We start from the raw sequence: 17,959 nt of genomic DNA, 5'->3' as shown, positions 1-17,959 counted from the left end.
CACCCGCCCCGACCCCGACCCCGCCACCCATGCCGGCGCCCACGTCTACCGCGACCACGCCCAGCTACACGCCCGCAGCCGCCTTCAGCGCCACTACCGGCGCGACCATTCCCGTCGGCAAGTGCGTCAACATGGGCAATCATCTGGAAGCGCCCACCGAAGGCGCGTGGGGCCGAGCGATCGTCGATGCCGACTTCACCGTCATCAAGGCGGCGGGATTCGATACGATCCGCCTGCCGGTGCGCTGGTCCAGCCACGCGCTGGCAGCGGCGCCCTATACGATCGATGCGGCTTTCCTGGCCAGGGTACGCCATGTGGTCGAGACCGCGCGCAAAGCCGGGCTCAACATTATCCTCAACCTCCATCATTATGACGAAATGGCGACCGCGCCGGCGGCACACGCCGAACGCTTCGCGGGCTTGTGGAAGCAGATCGCTGCGGCCTTTGCCGACGAACCCGAAGCGAGCGTCTGGTTCGAACTGATGAACGAGCCCAACGGCGCGCTCGACGACAGCAACCTCAAGGCCGCCCTCACCCCGGCGCTGGCGGCGGTGCGCGCGACGAACCGCACCCGCCCGGTCATCATCGGCGGACAGAAGTGGAGCGGCGTGCCCAGTCTCGAGACGCTGCAGCTGCCCGACGACGCAAATCTCGTCGTGACCATCCATACCTATGACCCGTTCAACTTCACCCATCAGGGCGCGACCTGGATCAGCCCGACGCCGCCGCTCGGCCGGGTGTTCGGCAGCGCTGCCGATTATCGCGAGCTCGACGCCAATCTGGCGACGGTGCGCGCCTATATGCAACGCACCGGGCGGCAGGTGTTTGTTGGCGAATATGGCGCGAACGACAATCTTGCCAATCCGCTGGCGCAGCGCATTCTCTATTACGGCGCGGTCTCCTCCGCCTATGCCTCGATCGGCGTGCAAAGCTGTGCCTGGGCCTATGCCAACACCTTCAAGCTCCGCGACGGCACTGGCTGGCTGCCCGGCATGGTAGAAGCCATCCGCACCACCACGACCCTGCGATAGCGACCCGTGCGACCGGCCGCCGCTGGCATGCGGGCGGTGGTGGTTGAGGCGGGCGCGTGCCTCGCCCATAAGCGCGGGCATGCGTCTGCTTTCCCTGATCGCCGGTGCCGGCCTCGTTCTCGTCGCCGGCTGCGTGCCCGCCCCGTCTACCCGACCACCCCAGCCTGCCCCCCGGCCGGTGCCGGTACCTGCGCCGGCGCCGAAGCCGCCTGCGCCCACGCTCGGCGCGGACTGGCGCGACTGGCCGATCACACCTGGCGATTGGCGCTATCGGGCCGGCAGCGCGACCTATGGCGTGACGGGTGGGGCACCGCTTGCGACACTGCGCTGCGACCCCGCAGCGCGCCGGATAACGCTATCCCGCACCGGCTCGGCGCCGACGACGCTCACCTTGCGCACCACCAGCGCGGTGCGGGCCATCCCCGCCACGCCTGATTTCGGCGCGCCCGGGATGCTCGGCATGGGCTTCGCGGCCAATGACAGCTTTCTCGACGCGCTCGGCTTCAGCCGTGGGCGGTTCGTGATCGAGGGCGGAGGCCTGCCGGTGCTGGTACTTCCGGCCTGGCCGGAAATCCTGCGCGTGGTGGAGGATTGCCGCAGATAGACGATGCGACGCACCGTTCGGCCCAGACTTCCAGAATCGCACCGATAAAAATCTTTTACAAGACTTGTTCTGCGACTCAGGGTCATCCTACATGTCAAGTGTGTCGAGAGGCACAGGCTCTTCAACAAGCGAAAGGAGGTGATCCGATGTCTCATGGTTCAGCAGTGAGGTCGGTTCAGTTCGTTCGGGAGACGCGGCGCTGATCCTGCTCCGCGGGTGGAAGTTTTCCATCCATATTGCCGCCGGGAGGTATTCTCCTCCAACCAACGTCGGCAGTTGCAGGTAACGCGGTCCGCATGGTCTCCCGGGCTGGAGCTCTCCGGCCGCTGACCATGTCGGGGGTCGCCGGGTACCCAGGATTGGGGCCCGGCGGCCTCTTTCATTTTCGATCTAGACTGATCGCCGGCCTGATCGGCCGCAACTCCGCAGATTCCCATGGTTAGCGAAAAGTTACGCTGCCGATATGGACATACCCCAGCTTGGCCGGTGCCGATTCGACAGGGCAGGACGGCAGGCTAGAGGGTTTTCAGCGGCGGAGTGTCCGATGCAGCAGGGAAGCGGAGGCGACGCGGACGCAGCGCGCGACACCTGCCTGCGCACGATGCTGGAAGCGCTGCCGTCGCCGGTGCTGCTGATCGATCGCGCCAATCGCATCGTCGAGGTGAATGCAGCGTTTTGCGCGCTCGCCGGCAAGGACCGCGACTACTGGCGGGCCACCCCCATCGAAGCCTATCTCTCGCCGGAACAACTTGCCCGCTTCACGGCCGAACATGGCCAGGTGTTCGCGACCGGCGAGGATCTCGAGACCGAGGAAGTGATCGGCGGCCATGACGGCGGCATCCGGCACGTGGTTACCCGCCGTCGGCGGATAATGCTGGGCGGGGAGCCGCTGGTCCTGACGATCCTCACCGACATCACGCCGCTACGCCAGGCCGAGGCGCGCATCCGCCATCTGGCCTATCACGATGCCTTAACCGGCCTGCCGAACCGCGCCGCGCTGACCGAACGGATCGCCGGCGCACTGGCGAATGGCAGTGGCGCCCCTGCACTGCTCATCATCGATCTCTATCAGTTCAAGGACATCAACGACGCCTTTGGCGACGGCGTCGGCGATGCCCTGTTGCGGGCTTTCGCCTACCGGCTCGCGGGCACCGCCCGCGGGTCGGACGCGATATCGCGCACCGGCGGGGACAGCTTCGCCGTTCTCGTGGCCGATTGTCCGGACGCGGGGCATGCCGAAGCGGAGTGCCGGCGGCTGCTGGCGCTGGGCGATATGCCGTTCGCCGGGCCATCGGGCGACGTGCGGCTGGGGCTGTCGATCGGCTGCGCCTGGGCCGGGCCTGGCGTCGATGCGGACGAACTGCATCGCCGCGCCGAGTTCGCCCTTTACGAAGCGAAGCGCCAGCCGGCGAACGAGTTCCGTCTGTTCGATGCCGCGCTGGCGGCCGAAGTCCATGCCCGCCGCACGCTCGAAGCCGATCTGCGCAAGGCACTCGCCGCAGGCGACCAGCTCGACGTCTTCTACCAGCCGGTGGTGGATGCGGGCGGCCACCGCGTTGTGGGCGTGGAGGCGCTCGTCCGCTGGCACCATCCGCAGCGCGGCACGATCCCGCCCGCCAGCTTCATCCCGATCGCCGAGGCAAGCGGGCTGATCGTGCCGCTGGGGGAATGGGTGCTCGATCGCGCCGCGGCGATGATGGTGCGCTACCCCCATATCTCGCTTGCGGTGAACCTGTCCCCCATCCAGCTGCGCAGCCCGGGGATCGACGCACGGCTCCTGGCGATCCTGGCGCGACGCGGGATGCGCCCCCAGCAACTCCAGCTGGAAGTCACCGAAAGCGCCGTGCTTTCGGTGGATGCCGGGATCGAGCAGGGCCTCGGCCGCTTGCGCGAGGCAGGCGTGCAGTTGGTGCTCGACGATTTCGGCACGGGCTATTCCAGCCTGTCGCATCTCCACAAGCTGGCGGTCGACCGGGTCAAGATCGACCAGAGCTTCGTGCGCGACCTCGGCCGATCGCAGGATGCGCGCGCGATCATCCAGGCGGTGCTCGGCATCAGCCAGTCGCTGGGCATCGGCGTGACCGCGGAAGGCGTGGAGGATGAGACGCAGCAGCTGTTCCTGCGCTCGTTCGGTTGTCACGAGTTCCAGGGCTATCTGTTCTCGCGTCCGCTGCCGGCTGCGGAAGCGGTGGCGTTTCTGGAGACTCACGATACGCGGGTGGCGGCATAAGCCCGATTGCCTAGGGCCAACACCGCTGCGGCAGCCAAATGCAACTGTCAGGCCTAGTTCAACCCTCCTTGGCCAGCCCCTTCAGCCGGTAGAGTATGTCCAGCGCCTCGCGCGGGCTGAGCGCGTCGATATCGAGCGTGTCGAGTTCGTGGCGCAACGCATCGACCTTCTCCTCCTCGGCGTGCGCGGCGGCGGCGAACAGGGGCAGGTCGTCCAGCCCCGCCGCCAGCCCGCCGGTCTTGGCGCGGCCGGCTTCCAGCTTGTCGAGCACCGCCTTCGCGCGTTTCACCGTGGCGGGCGACATGCCGGCGAGGCGCGCCACCGCGATGCCGTAGCTGCGGTCGGCCGGGCCGTCCGCCAGTTCGTGGAGCAGCACCAGCTCGCCCTTCCACTCGCGGGCGCGGACATGGTGGAGCGTGAGCGCGTCGCAGCGTTCGGCCAGCCGGGTCAGCTCGTGATAATGGGTGGCGAACAGGCAGCGGCAGCGATTTTCCTCATGGATCGCCTCCACCACCGCCCAGGCGATGGCGAGCCCGTCATATGTGGAGGTGCCGCGGCCCACCTCATCGAGGATGACGAAGCTGCGCGGGGTCGCCTGCGCCAGGATCGCCGCGGTTTCGACCATCTCCACCATGAAGGTGGAGCGGCCGCGGGCGAGATTGTCCGAGGCGCCGACGCGGCTGAACAGCCGGTCGACCAGCCCCAGCGTCGCCCGGGTGGCGGGGACGTAGCTGCCCGCCTGCGCCAGCACCGCGATCAGCGCGTTCTGGCGCAGGAAGGTCGACTTGCCGCCCATGTTCGGGCCGGTGACCAGCCACAGGCGCGAGTCTTCGGAGAGCGTGCAGTCGTTGGCGACGAAGCGGCCGCCGGCGCGGGCCACGGCGGCTTCGACCACGGGGTGGCGGCCGCCCTCGATGTCGAAGCAGCTATGTTCGACCAGCTCGGGGCGCGCCCAGCCGCCTTCGGCCGCGCGTTCGGCAAGCCCGGCGGCAACGTCGATCCGCGCAAGGGCGTCGGCAGTGGCGGCGATCGGCTCGCGGCGGGAGAGCGCCTGTCCGGTCAGGTCTTCCAGATGCGCGGATTCGGCGGCGAGCGCATGGGCGCCGGCCTGCGTCACCTTCACCGCCACGTCGTGCAGCTCGGGTGCGTTGAAGCGGACCACGCCGGCAAGCGTCTGGCGATGGGTGAAGCCGCTGTCGGGCTTCATCAGTGCGTCGGCGGCGCGGGCGGGTACTTCGATATGATAGCCGAGCACGCCGTTATGGCGGATTTTGAGCGTGGCGATGCCGGTGCGGGCGCGATAGGCGCCCTCCAGCGCGGCGATGGCGCGGCGGCCGCCGGCCCCGGCGTCGCGCAGGTCGTCGAGCGCGGCGTCGTACCCCTCGGCGATATAGCCGCCATGCGCGGCATCGACCGGCGGCTCGGGAACCAGCGCGCGGCTGAGCAGGTCGATCAGCGCGCCGTGGCCGCGCAGCTGTGGTGCGAGCTCGCGCAGCAGGGCGGGGGCGTCGGCGATGCGATCGAGCTTCTCGCCCAGCCGCCAGGCACCGTCGAGGCCGTCACGGAGTTGGCCGAGATCGCGCGGGGAGCCGCGCCCGGCGGCGAGGCGGCCGAGCGCCCGGCCGATGTCGGGCAATGCGCGCAGCGTCGCGCGGATGCTGTCGCGGAGGCCCGCATCGTCGTGGAACAGCGTGACGAGATCGAGCCGCGCGTCGACCGTCGCCCGGTCCATCAGGGGCGCGGCGATATCCGCGCCGAGCAGCCGCGCGCCGGCGCCCGTCACGGTCCGGTCGACCGCGTCGAGCAGGCTGCCCTTGCGCGTGCCCGAGGCGCTGACGGTGAGCTCGAGGCTCTCGCGCGTCGCGGCGTCGATCGCCATCGCAGCCTCGGCGCGGCTGACGCGCGGCGGGCGCAGGAAGGGCAGCGCGCCCTTGGCGGTGTGCTCCAGATAGGCGACCAGCCCGCCGGCCGCCGCCAGCCCTGCGCGCGAGAACTGGCCGAACCCGTCCAGCGTCGCGACGCCGAACAGCCGCTTCAGTCGCGCCTCGCCGCTGGCGCTGTCGAAGTCGATTTTCGGGCGCAGCGCGGTGGCGAGCTCGGCGAATTCAGTCGCGTCGCAGGCGATGGTCTCGGCGGGGTTGAGACGGGCGAGTTCGGCGCCCAGCCGCGCCGCGTCGGTCTCGATCAGCTCGAAGCGGCCGGTGGAGATGTCGGCGCAGGCGATCGCCACCCCGCCGCCCGCCTCGCCCACCGCGACGCACCAGTTGGCGCTGCGGCTGTCGAGCAGCGCCTCCTCGGTCAGCGTGCCGGCGGTGACGACGCGGACGATCGCGCGCGCGACCAGCGCCTTGGAGCCGGCGCGCTTCTTCGCTTCCTCGGGCGTCTCGGTCTGGTTGGCGATGGCGACGCGCTGGCCCGCCTTGATCAGCCGGGCGAGATAGGCCTCCATCGCATGTACCGGCACGCCGCACATCGGGATCTTGTCGCCCTCATGTTCGCCGCGCGAGGTCAGCGCGATGTCGAGCACGCTGCTGGCGATCTTGGCGTCTTCGAAGAACAGCTCGAAGAAATCGCCCATGCGGTAGAACAGCAGGCAATCCCCGGCTTCCGCCTTGAGTGCGAGATACTGGGCCATCATCGGGGTAGGGGCGGCGGAGGACATGACGCCTCGCTACCGGATGCGCAGGGGGCGGCACAACCGCCGCCATGGGGTGACGCTGGTGGAAACTGGGGATAAGGCGCGGACGATGCACGAGTCCCCGCTTCCCGAGCAGCCGGTGCCGATGCTGCGGTGGCGCTGGATCGCCGCGCTGGCGGTGCTGTCGGCTCTGCCCTTCCTGTTCGTGCGCGTGCCGCCGCTGACCGATGTTCCCGGCCATATCGGGCGGTTCGCGGTGCAGCTGGCGCCTGCCGACAGCGTGCTGCACCGCTATTTCGATTTCGTCTGGCGGCCGACGCTGAACCTGGCGGCGGACCTGATCGTGCAGGCATTGCACCCGCTGCTCGGCCCGCTCGCGGCGATGTGGCTGGTCTGCGCGGCGGTGCCGGTGCTGACCGTACTGGGGCTGCTGGCGGTCAGCCGGCAACTGAACCCGCGCGGCAGTGCGGCGCTGCCCTGGGCTCTGATCTTTATCTATAACAGCCCGTTCCTGTGGGGTTTCGTCAACTATGCCTTCACGGCGGCGCTGGCGCTGTGCGGGTTCGCATCGTGGATCGCGCTCGAGCGCCGCAGGGCGTTGCGGGGCGCGCTGTTCCTGTTGGTCGCGCCGGCGCTGTTCCTGGGACATGGCGAGGGCGGTGCGCTGCTGCTGCTTTGGGCGGCGGGCTATGAGGCGGGGCGCGCGGGCCGCTGGTGGCGTCCGCGCGCTGCGTTCGGCGTGACGGCGCGGCTCTGGCCATTTGTGACCGTGCTGTTGCCGCTTGTCCTGTCGCGCGGCGACAGCGGCACGACCGCGTGGGATTTCCCGGGCAAGCTCGACGAGATGACCGCGCTGGTCCGTGACCAGCATGCGCTACTCGACATCGCGACGGTGGCGGCGGCGCTTGGCGTGCTGCTGCTGGGGCGGCTGCGCGACGCGCGGATCGTGCGTCTTGGGCTGTGGCCGGTAGTGGGTACGGCGGCGCTGTTCGTGGCGGCGCCGCTTCAGCTTTCGGGTACCAACAATGTCGACATGCGGCTGGCGCCTTACGCGGTGATGCTGGCGCTGGCACTGCAGGATTGGCGGCCGGTAGCGACGCGATGGCGGCGTTTGCTGCTGCTGGCGGGCACGATGCTGCTGGCGCTGAGGTTCGGCATCACCACCGCCAGCTTCCTTGGCTATCAGCGCGAATATGCGCGGGAACTGGCGGCGCTGGATCACATCGCGCCGGGCAGTCGCGTGCTGAACCTGGTGCGCAGCGATTGCGGTCTGCGTGCCTGGCGCCAGCCCCGCGTTACGCATCTCGGCGCGCTCGCCACCGCCGAGCGCGATGCCTGGACCAACGCGCACTGGGCGGTTGCCTCGATCCATCTGTTGCAGGTTCGCTATGGCCCGCCGGGCTTCGCCACCGATCCGTCGCAGCTGGTGTACCCGCAGGATTGCGTTGGCCCGGGCGGAGAGAAGCGGCAGCGTCGCACCATCCAGGACCTCGCGCCGCGCCTGCCGCTCGGCCAGGTCGACTATCTTTGGCTGATCGACGTGCCCCTGCCGCCGGGCCCGGCGGATCCGCGGCTGGTGCCGGTATGGCGGTCGGGAACCAGCGCGCTCTACGCGGTGCACCCTCCCGAAGGGACGTAGGGGAAAGCGCGGAAACGGCCTACTGTGGTTTGCATTCGTCGGCCCGGGCTGCTTTAGGGGCGCAAACAGCCAACGAAGTGAGGAGCCGAGCGGATGGCCGAAGAGAGCAACGTCCAGTTTTCCGATCGGGAGGCGCTGCGCTACCACGCCGAGGGCCGCCCGGGTAAGATCGAGATCGTCGCCTCCAAGCCGATGGCGACCCAGCGCGATCTAGCGCTGGCCTATTCGCCCGGCGTCGCCGTGCCGGTGCTGGCGATCGCCGAGAACCCGGCGACCGCCTATGACTATACCGCCAAGGGCAATCTCGTTGCCGTGATCTCCAATGGTACCGCTATCCTGGGCCTGGGCAATCTGGGCGCGCTGGCCTCCAAGCCGGTGATGGAAGGCAAGGCGGTGCTGTTCAAGCGTTTTGCCGATGTCGACTCGATCGACCTGGAGCTTAAGACCGAGGACGTCGACCGCTTCATCGACGCGGTCGAGCTGATGGAGCCGAGCTTCGGCGGCATCAACCTCGAGGACATCAAGTCCCCCGAATGCTTCGTGATCGAGCAGACGCTGCGCGAGCGCATGAACATTCCGGTGTTCCATGACGACCAGCACGGCACCGCGATCATCGCCGCCGCCGGCATCATCAACGCGCTGTACCTGACCGGCCGCGACCTGAAGACGACCAAGATCGTCGTCAACGGTGCCGGCGCCGCCGCGATCGCCTGCACCGAGCTGATCAAGGCGATGGGCCTGCCGCAGGACAATCTGCTGATGTGCGACCGCACCGGCGTGATCTACCAGGGCCGCGAGGGCGTGAACCAGTGGCAGTCCGCCCATGCCGCCAAGACCGATCGCCGCACGCTGGCCGAGGCGCTGGAAGGCGCCGACGTGTTCCTGGGCCTCTCCGCCGCCAACGCGCTGCCGGCCGAACTGCTCGAGAAGATGGCGCCCAAGCCGATCATCTTCGCGATGGCCAATCCGGATCCCGAGATCACCCCGCCTGAGGCCAAGCGCGTCCGCCCGGACGTGATCATCGCCACCGGCCGTTCGGACTATCCGAACCAGGTGAACAACGTGCTCTGCTTCCCGTTCATCTTCCGCGGCGCGCTCGACGTGCGTGCGACGGGCATCAACGATGCGATGAAGGTCGCCGCCGCCCGCGCGCTGGCCGAGCTCGCCCGCCAGCAGGTGCCCGAGGAAGTGGCGACCGCCTATGGCACCTCGCACAGCTTCGGCCCGGATTACATCATCCCGACGCCGTTCGATCCGCGCCTGATCGAGATCATCCCGGCAGCGGTGGCGCAGGCCGCGATGGACTCGGGCGTGGCGACGCGACCGATCATCGACATGACCGCCTATCGCCAGCAGCTGCGCGCGCGGATGAACCCGACCACCTCGGTGCTCAGCATGGCCTATGAGGGCGCCCGCGCCCAGCCGAAGCGCGTCATCTTCGCCGAGGGCGAGGAAGAGGTGGTGCTGCGCGCCGCGATCGCCTTCCAGGAAGGCGGCTATGGCACGCCGGTGCTGGTCGGCCGTGAGTCGGTGCTCGATCAGCTCCGCGCGCTGGGCGCCAATCCCGATCACTTCGAGCTGCACAACAGCGTCAACTCGCCGCTTGTCGGCGAGATGGTGGAGACGCTCTACAAGCGCCTGCAGCGCCGCGGCTATCTCCACCGGGACTGCGAGCGGATGGTCAACCGCGACCGCAACATCTTCGGGTCGCTGCTGCTGCGGCTGGGCCATGCCGATGCAATGATCACCGGCGTCACCCGCACCTATGCCGAGACGATGCGCCAGGTGCGCCGCGTGATCGACCCCGTGGACGGCCGCACGCCGTTCGGCATCCACGTACTGGTCGGCCAGTCGCACACCGTGTTCATCGCCGACACCACGGTGAGCGAGCGCCCGAGTGCCGAGGAACTGGCCGACATCGCCGAGCGCACTGTCCAGGTCGCCAAGCGGATGGGCCACGAGCCGCGCGTCGCGCTGCTCAGCTACTCGACCTTCGGCAACCCCGAGGGCAAGTGGATCGACAATATCCGTGATGCGGTGAAGGTGCTCGACGCGCGCGGCGTGACCTTCGAATATGAAGGCGACATGGCGCCCGACGTGGCGCTGAACCCCAAGCTGCTCGCCAACTATCCGTTCGCGCGCCTCTCGGGTCCGGCCAACATCCTGATCATGCCGGGTCTGCAATCGGCCAACATCTCGGCCAAGCTGCTGCGCGAGCTGGGCGGCGATTCGACTATCGGCCCGATGCTGATCGGCATGGAGAAGTCGGTGCAGATCGCGCCGATGACCTCCACCGCCAGCGAGCTGGTGACGCTGGCGGTACTGGCGGCGGGCGACATCGCCCGCTGAGGTTCAGACGAGCATCGGCGGGTCAGCCGTCGATGCTCGCGCCTACCGCCGCGTTGACAAGGCCGCCATCGACCGTGACGGTCTCGCCCACCAGATAATCCCCGGCGCGGCTGGCGAGGAAGATGGCCGCGCCGGCCATGTCCTCGGCGACGCCGATCCGTTTGGCGGGGATCGCCTGCGCCACAGTGCCGCCATGGTCGCGGGCGGCCTTGTTCATGTCGCTGGGGAAGGCGCCGGGGGCGATCGAGGTGACGTGGATCTGGTCGCGGACCAGCCGCGCCGCCATCCGCCGGGTGAGATGGATCAGCGCGGCCTTGGAAGCCTGGTAGCTATAGGTCTCCCAGGCATTGAGCCGCTGGCCGTCGATCGAGGTGATGTTGATCACCTTGGCGGGCCGGTCGCTGCTGCCGCCCGCCTTGAGCAGACCGTGCAGCGCTTGCGTCAGAAAGAAGGGGGACTTGACGTTGAGGTCCATGACCTTGTCCCAGCCCTTTTCGGGGAAGCTTTCGAACGGCTCGCCCCAGGCGGCGCCGGCATTGTTGACCAGGATGTCGAGCTGCTGCTCGCGCGCCGCCAGATCGGCAGCGAGGGCGCGGCAGCCCTCCACCGTCGAGACGTCATGGGGCAGGGGAATGGCGTTCGGGCCCAATGCAGCGGCGGTCGCTTCGCAGGCATCGGCCCGCCGCGACGACACATAGACCTTTGCGCCCGAGGCGACGAATCCTTCGGCGATCATTCGCCCGATGCCGCGCGAGCCACCGGTTACCAGCGCCACCCGGCCATCGAGGCGAAACAGCGAAGCTACGTCCATGCTTTTCTCCCTCTCCAAGTCGTCGACCCTCACCCTCCCATCGCTGGCGCGATGGGCCCCTCCCTCTCCCAAAGGGAGAGGTGTGACAGTCCCTCTCCCTTTGGGAGAGGGAAGGGGCCCACCGCCGAAGGCTGTGGGAAGGGTGAGGGTGGTTCAACCATTTATCCACCCCGCTTCAGCGTCTCGCGGGCGATGATCAGTTGCTGGATCTGGCTGGTGCCTTCGTAGATGCGGAACAGCCGGACGTCGCGGTATAGGCGTTCGATCCCGTAATCCGCGATATACCCTGCGCCGCCGAAGATCTGCACCGCCCGGTCGGCGACGCGGCCCACCATCTCGCTGGCGAAATACTTCGCCGCGGCAGCTTCCATCGTCGTGTTCGCACCGGCGTCCTTGGCGGCGGCGGTCTCCAGCACCAGTGCGCGCGCCGCCAGCGCCTCGGTCTTCGAATCCGCCAGCATCGCCTGGATCAGCTGGTGCTCGGCGATCGGCTTGCCGAACTGCCGCCGCTCGCTGGCATAGGCCACGCAATCGGCGATCAGCCGCTCGGCCACGCCCACGCACACCGCGGCGATGTGCAGCCGCCCGCGATCGAGCACCTGCATCGCGATGCGGAACCCTTCGCCCTCCGCGCCCAGCCGGTTCTCGACCGGCACCGGCACATCGTCGAAGCGGACATCCGCCACGCGCGCGCCCTTCTGCCCCATCTTCTTTTCCGGCTCGCCGATCGAGACGCCGGGAAGATCGCGCGGCACCAGAAAGGCGGAGACGCCGCGACCGCCCGCCGCCTCGCCGGTCCGCGCCATCACGGTGAAGAGCTGCGCCTTGTCGGCATTGGTGATGTAGCGCTTGGTGCCGCTGAGCCGATACACATCGCCGTCGCGCACCGCGCGGGTCTGCACCGCACCGGAATCCGAACCGACATCGGGCTCGGTCAGCGCGAAGCTGGTGATCACCGCACCGCGCGCGATCTTCGGCAGCCAGTGCGCCTTCTGTTCGGGCGTGCCGGCGATCACCAGCCCCTGGCTGCCGATGCCGACATTGGTGCCGAACGCCGAGCGAAAGGCCGGGGTGGTGCGCCCCAGCTCGATCGCCACCCGGGCTTCCTCGGCCATGGTGAGGCCCAGCCCGCCATGTTCCTCGGCGATCGACAGGCCGAACAGGCCGAGCGCCTTCATCTCCTCGACGATCGCGTCGGGGATCGCATCGGCGGCTTCGACTTCCGCCTCCAAGGGGCGCAGCCGCTCGGCGACGAAGCGGCGGACCGTGTCGATCAGCGCGTCGAACAGCTCGGGTTCGAGGGCCATGGCCATCCTCTCGGTTCTAATTGTCTGCAGATATAGCGGGAAGGTTTAAGGCCGCAAGCCATACCCGATATTCCAAAGTGTTTCGTTTGCGACAATCGGGCCGGCTCTGTATCCGAGGACGCGGGACGCAACGGAGAAAGCACAAATGGCCGGTCGCACCGCCGAAACCCCGCCCGTACCGCCCAGTCGACGCGTGGCGACGCCGACGATGCTCGCCTATGGCTTTGGCGCGGCGGCGTACGGCGTGAAGGACTTCTGCTTCGTCACCTTCCTGCTGCTGTTCTACAACCAGGTGGTGGGGCTGCCGGCCGCGCAGGTCGGCTTCGTGATCATGTGCGCGCTGCTGCTGGATGCCTTTGTCGATCCGGCGATCGGCATGCTCTCCGATCGGACGCGGAGTCGCTGGGGCCGCCGGCATCCCTGGATGTACGCGGCGTGGCTGCCGATCGCGGTGGGTTGGCTGTTTCTGTGGAACCCGCCGGCCTGGAGCCAGACCGCGCTGCTCGGCTGGCTGTTCGTCACCGCCGTCGTGGTGCGCACCGCCGTCTCCGCCTTCGAGGTGCCGTCGCAGGCGCTGAGCCCCGAGCTCTCCTCCGATTATGAGGAGCGGACGCGGATCATGGCCTATCGCTTCCTGTTCGGCTGGGGCGGGGGCATGGCGATGCTGATGCTCTCCTATGGTTGGTTCCTCGCCGAGCGGGCGGGACAGCCGCATGGGCAGTTCGATCGCGCCGGCTATCCGGGCTTCGCCATTGGCGGGGCGGCGCTGATGGTGGTGGCGATCCTCGGCTCGGCGCTGGGCACGCACCACGAAATCAAGAACCTGCCGCCGGTGGAGATCGCGCCCCAGCCGTTCCGCAAGAGCATCGCCGAGCTGTTCGCCACGCTGCGCAACCCGGCCTTTCTGGTGCTGATGACCGCGGCGCTCAGCTATTTCGTGGCCCAGGGCATCAGTTTCTCGATGTCCAATTATCTCTACGCCCATGTCTGGCGCTTCGGGAATCTCGCCTTCCAGCTGCTGGGCGCAACGCTGTTCCTCGGCGTAGTGCTCGCCTTTCTGATCGCGCCGAGGCTGGCGCGGCGGATGGGGAAGCCGGCAGCCGCGACGATGGCGATGGTGATCGCCGTGCTGCTGCTGGTCTCGCCCTATGTGCTGCGCCTTGCCGGCCTGTTCCCGGCACCCGGCAGTCCGCTGCTGCTGCCGGTGCTGTTCACCCTCTTCACCGTCAACACGACCTTCGCGGTATCCTCCACCATGCTCGGCGCCTCGATGCTCGCCGATGTGGTCGAGCATAGCGAGGTCGAGACCGGGCGGCGTTCGGAGGGCGTGTTCTTCGCCGGCTTCTTCTTCGTCCAGAAATGCTCGAGCGGGCTCGGCATCTTCCTCACCGGGCTGATCCTCAGCCTTTCCGGCTTCCCTGACGGCGCCAGGCCGGGAACAGTGCCGGAAGGCGTGATCGATCGGTTCACGCTGATTTTCTGCGCCGTCTATCTGTCGCTGGGCGCGATCGCGGCGTTCTTCTACCGGCGCTTCCCCTTCGGCAAGGCGGAGCATGCCGCGCGGCTGGCGCGGCTGCGCGGCGTTGCAGACGGTGCGGGCTGATGTTATAACGGTTGTATGACCAAGCCGCTCAAGATCATCAAGATCGGCAACTCCGCCGGTGTCATCCTGCCCAAGGAAATCCTGGCCCGGCTGCGGGTCGAGCTGGGGGATGAGTTGTTCCTCAGCGATACCGACAGCGGCGTTACGCTGACCAAGAACGATCCTGATTTCGAAGCGCAAATGAAGGCGGCGCGCGAGGTGATGGCACGCCGGAGAGCGGCGCTCCGCGAACTGGCAAAGTAAATGGCCGACTGGGTCTGGGTGGAGGTGGCGGTGGCGATCGCCGCACATGGCGAGCAGCTTGCGGAGCATGGCGGCGCGGGCGGTATTCGGGACCGCAACATGCTGGAAAGCGCGATGGCGCGTACGCTCAACCTCGTCGCCTATGGCGAGCCGGACATTGCCGAGCTTGCCGCGGCCTACGCCTTCGGCATCGCGCGCAACCACCCCTTTGTCGACGGCAACAAGCGTACTGCAGCAGTCGTCAGCGAAACCTTTCTCGTGCTCAATGGCCATGCGCTCACCTGCGACGATGTAGAACTGGTGACGACCTTTCTGGAACTGGCGGCCGGTAACCTGACCGTGGAAGCGTTGACCAGCTGGTTCCGCCAATGGATCGAACCGATCGCTTGAACACGGGAAATGCCCGCCAGGTCCCTGACCTGGCGGGCATCCTTTCCTCCCCAGGAAAGACGTCAGGCCACGCGGCCCAAACGGTGGTAGAGGTTGGAGAACTTCACCGATTCCGGCTTGTCCTTTACCGCCTGCAGATGGGCCCCGACGGCCTCGCGGAGCAGGCGGAAATCCTCGGTGGAAAAGACGGCGCGGCTGCGCTGCGGTTCGTTGGTCATCACATACTCTCCTTACGCGGCTTCACTGGTGAACTGGGCGGCTTCGGTGCTCTCGGCGAGCGCGGTGGTGGAGCTGGCGCCCCCCGCCACGGTCTGGGCGATCGCGTCGAAATAGCCGGTGCCGACCTCGCGCTGGTGGCGCGTTGCGGTGTAGCCATCGGCCTCCGCCGCGAACTCGGCCTGCTGCAGCTCCGAATAGGCCGCCATGCCCCGGTCCCGATAGCCACGCGCCAGTTCGTACATGCCGTAGTTGAGGCTGTGGAAGCCGGCGAGGGTGACGAACTGGAACTTGTACCCCATCGCGCCGATCTCGCGCTGGAAGCGGGCGATATCTTGCCTGTCCAGGTTCTTCTCCCAGTTGAAGCTGGGCGAGCAATTATAGGCCAGCATCTTGTTGGGATGCTGCTTCTTGATTGCCTCGGCGAAGCGGCGGGCGTCGTCGAGATTGGGCTTCGACGTCTCCCACCACAGCAGGTCGGCATGCGGCGCGAACGCCAGCCCGCGCTGGATGCAATGGTCGACGCCGGTGTCTTCCTTCAGGCGGAAGAACCCTTCCGGGGTCCGCTCGCCGGTAAGGAACTGGTGGTCGCGTTCGTCCACGTCCGAGGTGATCAGCCGCGCCGATTCCGCATCGGTGCGGGCGCAGATCACCGTGGGCACGCCGCACACATCCGCCGCCAGCCGTGCCGCATCGAGGTTGCGGATATGCGCCTGGGTGGGGATCAGCACCTTGCCGCCCAGATGCCCGCACTTCTTCTCGCTGGCGAGCTGGTCCTCGTAATGCACGCCCGCCGCACCCGCCGCGATGTACGCCTTCATGATCTCGAAGCAGTTGAGCGGCCCGCCGAAGCCTGCCTCGGCATCCGCCACGATCGGGGCGAACCAGTCGCGCGTGGCGCCGCCTTCCATATGCTCGATCTGGTCGGCGCGCTGGAGCGTCGCGTTGATCCGCCGCGCCAGCTCCGGCCCGGCATTGGCCGGGTAGAGCGACTGATCGGGGTACATCTGCCCGGCGGTGTTGGCATCCGCCGCGACCTGCCAGCCGGACAGATAGATCGCCTTCAGCCCGGCGCGGACCATCTGCATCGCCTGGTTGCCCGACAGCGCGCCGAGCGCATGGACATAGTCCTCGGTCCGCAGCAGCTCCCACAGCTTGAGCGCGCCGCGGCGGGCCAGCGTGTGCTCCACCGGCAGCGAGCCGCGCAGCCTGGTGACATCGGCAGCGGTGTAGGGGCGCTGGATGCCCTCGAATCGCCCGGCGGGGGCGGGGACCAGATCCTCGAAACCAAGCGACTGGGACATTGTGAATTCCTTGACTGACTGCCTGAACCTTGTGTGGATACCTTGGCAAAGGTCGTGCAGGTGGGGAATTCCACTTCGAGAGCGAACAGCGTGCGGGTGTGTGGTGGGTTGCGGAGACTCCTTGTTGCGGTGTAAAGTATTTACCGAAGTGATGCAGCGTGTTGGCGAGAACGTATCAAGAACTATTAGTGCAGGACAGCCCTAGATCCTCCCCGGCACCGGGGAGGGGGACCGCCGCCGCAGGCGGTGGTGGAGGGGGCTCTCCGCTAGGGACTCGCTCGCTGCGATCCCCCTCCACCAGCCTGCGGCTGGTCCCCCTCCCCGTGCCGGGGAGGATCTAGAAGGAGCAGGAGTACCCATGGCCGAACGCAAACTCTTCGCCGGGCACGCCATCCGGCGGCTCCGCTTCGAGATCGGCGTCACCCAGGCGGCGATGGCGGAGGCGCTGGAGATTTCGGCCAGCTATCTCAACCTGGTCGAGCGCAACCAGCGGCCGGTCTCCGCCGCGCTGATGCTCAAGCTGGCCGAGACCTATGACTTCGATCCCCGCCGCCTCACCGCGGCCGAGCCCGGCGGCGGGGCCGAGGCGCTGCGGCGGCGGCTGGCCGACCCGCTGTTCGCCGACATCCCCGTCGATCGCCACCAGCTGAGCGAATGGCTGGCCGCCGCCCCCGACGGGGCCGAGGCCTTTGCCCGCGCCTATGACCGGATGGGCGGCAGCGCCGCGCCCGCCCCAGGCGGCGCAGATCCCGGCCAACAGGTCCGCCGCGCGATCGAGCGCTGGCGCAACCATTTCGCCGATCTCGACGCCGCCGCCGAGGCGCTGGCCGACGAGCTGCGCATGGCCGGCGAGCCGTACGGTGCGATGGCCGATCGCCTGCGGGTGAAGCACCAGCTGGCCGTGCGCATCCTGCCCGCCGAGGTGATGGTCGATACCCTCAAGCGGCTGGACCTGCATGCGCGGCAATTGCAGCTATCCGAGGCGCTCGATCCCAGCGCGCGCGCCTTTGCGCTGGCCGAGCAGCTCGCGGTGGAGGCGCGCGACGAGATCGAGGCGCTGGTCCGCGGCGCCGCGCTCGACCGGGTGGCCGCGCGGCTGTTCCGCCGCCACCTCACCGCCTATTTCGCCGCTGCGGTGATGATGCCCTATGCCCGCTTCCTGCGCGCGTGCGAGGCGAGCGGCTATGACCTGGAGCTGCTCCAGCGGCGCTTCGGCGCGAGCGTTCCCCAAGTCGCCCACCGGCTGACGACGCTGCAGCGGGTGGGTGCGCGCGGCCTCGCCTTCTTCCTGATGCGGTTCGATCGGGCGGGGCAGGTATCGAAACGCTATGCCGGCGCCAGCGGATCGGCGCTGGTGGAGGCGGCGGTGCCGTGCCCCTTGTGGAACGCCTATGACGGTTTCGCGCGGACCGACGAGACGGCGGTGCAGCTCGTCGAGCTGGAGGACGGCGCGCGCGCCTTCACCATCGCGCGCTGCGTGCATCCGCATGGCGGCGTGGCGGGCGGGGTGCGCCCGCGCTTCGTGATCGCGCTGGGCCTGCCGGCGGCGGAGGCGGGGACGCTGGCGGCAGGCCCAGCGCGATCACGAAGCGCG

General features: G+C 68.3%; 14 protein-coding genes. 9 read left to right on the top strand and 5 right to left on the bottom strand.

The genetic code is table 11. The annotated features are described in order from the left end of the window. The 3 genes from S2M10_RS16235 to S2M10_RS16225 form a co-directional block, all read left to right on the top strand. The coding region (locus S2M10_RS16235; RefSeq protein WP_348770619.1) for a glycoside hydrolase family 5 protein at nucleotides 1-1,031 on the top strand (1,031 nt) is incomplete at its 5' end. 79 nt (nucleotides 1,032-1,110) lie between these two features. Continuing rightward, on the top strand, nucleotides 1,111-1,635 hold the full coding sequence (locus S2M10_RS16230) for a hypothetical protein (protein WP_168847016.1): 525 nt from the start codon (nucleotides 1,111-1,113) through the stop codon (nucleotides 1,633-1,635). 544 nt (nucleotides 1,636-2,179) lie between these two features. Continuing rightward, nucleotides 2,180-3,865, top strand: coding sequence for an EAL domain-containing protein (locus tag S2M10_RS16225; protein WP_168847015.1), 1,686 nt, complete (start codon nucleotides 2,180-2,182; stop codon nucleotides 3,863-3,865). A 58-nt stretch (nucleotides 3,866-3,923) separates the two neighbouring features. Here S2M10_RS16225 and mutS read toward each other — a convergent pair whose 3' ends face one another. After that, nucleotides 3,924-6,503: a DNA mismatch repair protein MutS gene (gene mutS, locus S2M10_RS16220; RefSeq protein ID WP_168847019.1), complete on the bottom strand. Its 2,580-nt coding sequence runs from the start codon at nucleotides 6,501-6,503 to the stop codon at nucleotides 3,924-3,926. A gap of 22 nt (nucleotides 6,504-6,525) precedes the next feature. On the opposite strand from mutS, the gene S2M10_RS16215 reads away from it, so the two are divergent. Together S2M10_RS16215 and S2M10_RS16210 are read left to right on the top strand one after the other, a co-directional pair. Next, on the top strand, nucleotides 6,526-8,142 hold the full coding sequence (locus S2M10_RS16215) for a hypothetical protein (protein ID WP_247650861.1): 1,617 nt from the start codon (nucleotides 6,526-6,528) through the stop codon (nucleotides 8,140-8,142). A 93-nt stretch (nucleotides 8,143-8,235) separates the two neighbouring features. Then, complete coding sequence (locus S2M10_RS16210) at nucleotides 8,236-10,491, top strand: NADP-dependent malic enzyme (protein ID WP_168847014.1); 2,256 nt, start codon at nucleotides 8,236-8,238, stop codon at nucleotides 10,489-10,491. Nucleotides 10,492-10,513: 22 nt separating this feature from the next. Here the strand turns inward: S2M10_RS16210 and S2M10_RS16205 are convergent, their stop codons facing one another. Together S2M10_RS16205 and S2M10_RS16200 are read right to left on the bottom strand one after the other, a co-directional pair. Beyond that, a complete protein-coding gene (locus S2M10_RS16205) occupies nucleotides 10,514-11,302 on the bottom strand; it encodes an SDR family oxidoreductase (RefSeq protein WP_168847013.1) in 789 nt (262 codons plus the stop codon). Between the two features lie 161 nt (nucleotides 11,303-11,463). Beyond that, nucleotides 11,464-12,609, bottom strand: a complete 1,146-nt coding sequence (locus S2M10_RS16200; RefSeq protein ID WP_168847012.1) for an acyl-CoA dehydrogenase family protein — start codon at nucleotides 12,607-12,609, stop codon at nucleotides 11,464-11,466. Between the two features lie 145 nt (nucleotides 12,610-12,754). On the opposite strand from S2M10_RS16200, the gene S2M10_RS16195 reads away from it, so the two are divergent. The 3 genes from S2M10_RS16195 to S2M10_RS16185 are packed head-to-tail and all read left to right on the top strand — an operon-like array spanning nucleotide 12,755 to nucleotide 14,845. Beyond that, nucleotides 12,755-14,212 (top strand): MFS transporter, encoded by a 1,458-nt coding sequence (locus S2M10_RS16195; protein WP_211091092.1) that lies wholly within the window; start codon nucleotides 12,755-12,757, stop codon nucleotides 14,210-14,212. 15 nt (nucleotides 14,213-14,227) lie between these two features. Continuing rightward, on the top strand, nucleotides 14,228-14,455 hold the full coding sequence (locus S2M10_RS16190) for an AbrB/MazE/SpoVT family DNA-binding domain-containing protein (protein WP_168847011.1): 228 nt from the start codon (nucleotides 14,228-14,230) through the stop codon (nucleotides 14,453-14,455). After that, entirely contained in the window at nucleotides 14,456-14,845 is a 390-nt protein-coding gene (locus S2M10_RS16185) for a type II toxin-antitoxin system death-on-curing family toxin (RefSeq protein ID WP_168847010.1), read from the top strand. A 62-nt stretch (nucleotides 14,846-14,907) separates the two neighbouring features. Here the strand turns inward: S2M10_RS16185 and S2M10_RS16180 are convergent, their stop codons facing one another. Further along, nucleotides 14,908-15,063 carry a hypothetical protein gene (locus tag S2M10_RS16180; protein ID WP_010545528.1) on the bottom strand — a complete coding sequence of 52 codons (156 nt, stop codon included), beginning with the start codon at nucleotides 15,061-15,063 and terminating at the stop codon, nucleotides 14,908-14,910. 12 nt (nucleotides 15,064-15,075) lie between these two features. Next, nucleotides 15,076-16,365, bottom strand: coding sequence for an isocitrate lyase (gene aceA / locus S2M10_RS16175; protein WP_168847009.1), 1,290 nt, complete (start codon nucleotides 16,363-16,365; stop codon nucleotides 15,076-15,078). Nucleotides 16,366-16,723: 358 nt separating this feature from the next. Here aceA and S2M10_RS16170 point away from each other — a divergent pair. Further along, the coding region (locus S2M10_RS16170; protein WP_168847008.1) for a short-chain fatty acyl-CoA regulator family protein at nucleotides 16,724-17,959 on the top strand (1,236 nt) is incomplete at its 3' end.

Source organism: Sphingomonas sp. S2M10, from assembly GCF_012650175.1.
In the GTDB taxonomy this organism is placed as follows: Bacteria; Pseudomonadota; Alphaproteobacteria; order Sphingomonadales; family Sphingomonadaceae; genus Sphingomonas.
This window is presented reverse-complemented; position numbering and strand designations above follow the sequence as displayed.

Bases quoted from the DNA above. Each gene is read 5' to 3' on its own strand.
- S2M10_RS16230 (WP_168847016.1), top strand. From the start codon at position 1,111: ATGCGTCTGCTTTCCCTGATCGCCGGTGCCGGCCTCGTTCTCGTCGCC.
- S2M10_RS16225 (WP_168847015.1), top strand. From the start codon at position 2,180: ATGCAGCAGGGAAGCGGAGGCGACGCGGACGCAGCGCGCGACACCTGC.
- mutS (WP_168847019.1), bottom strand. From the start codon at position 6,503: ATGATGGCCCAGTATCTCGCACTCAAGGCGGAAGCCGGGGATTGCCTG.
- S2M10_RS16215 (WP_247650861.1), top strand. From the start codon at position 6,526: ATGACGCCTCGCTACCGGATGCGCAGGGGGCGGCACAACCGCCGCCAT.
- S2M10_RS16210 (WP_168847014.1), top strand. From the start codon at position 8,236: ATGGCCGAAGAGAGCAACGTCCAGTTTTCCGATCGGGAGGCGCTGCGC.
- S2M10_RS16205 (WP_168847013.1), bottom strand. From the start codon at position 11,302: ATGGACGTAGCTTCGCTGTTTCGCCTCGATGGCCGGGTGGCGCTGGTA.
- S2M10_RS16200 (WP_168847012.1), bottom strand. From the start codon at position 12,609: ATGGCCCTCGAACCCGAGCTGTTCGACGCGCTGATCGACACGGTCCGC.
- S2M10_RS16195 (WP_211091092.1), top strand. From the start codon at position 12,755: ATGGCCGGTCGCACCGCCGAAACCCCGCCCGTACCGCCCAGTCGACGC.
- S2M10_RS16190 (WP_168847011.1), top strand. From the start codon at position 14,228: ATGACCAAGCCGCTCAAGATCATCAAGATCGGCAACTCCGCCGGTGTC.
- S2M10_RS16185 (WP_168847010.1), top strand. From the start codon at position 14,456: ATGGCCGACTGGGTCTGGGTGGAGGTGGCGGTGGCGATCGCCGCACAT.
- S2M10_RS16180 (WP_010545528.1), bottom strand. From the start codon at position 15,063: ATGACCAACGAACCGCAGCGCAGCCGCGCCGTCTTTTCCACCGAGGAT.
- aceA (WP_168847009.1), bottom strand. From the start codon at position 16,365: ATGTCCCAGTCGCTTGGTTTCGAGGATCTGGTCCCCGCCCCCGCCGGG.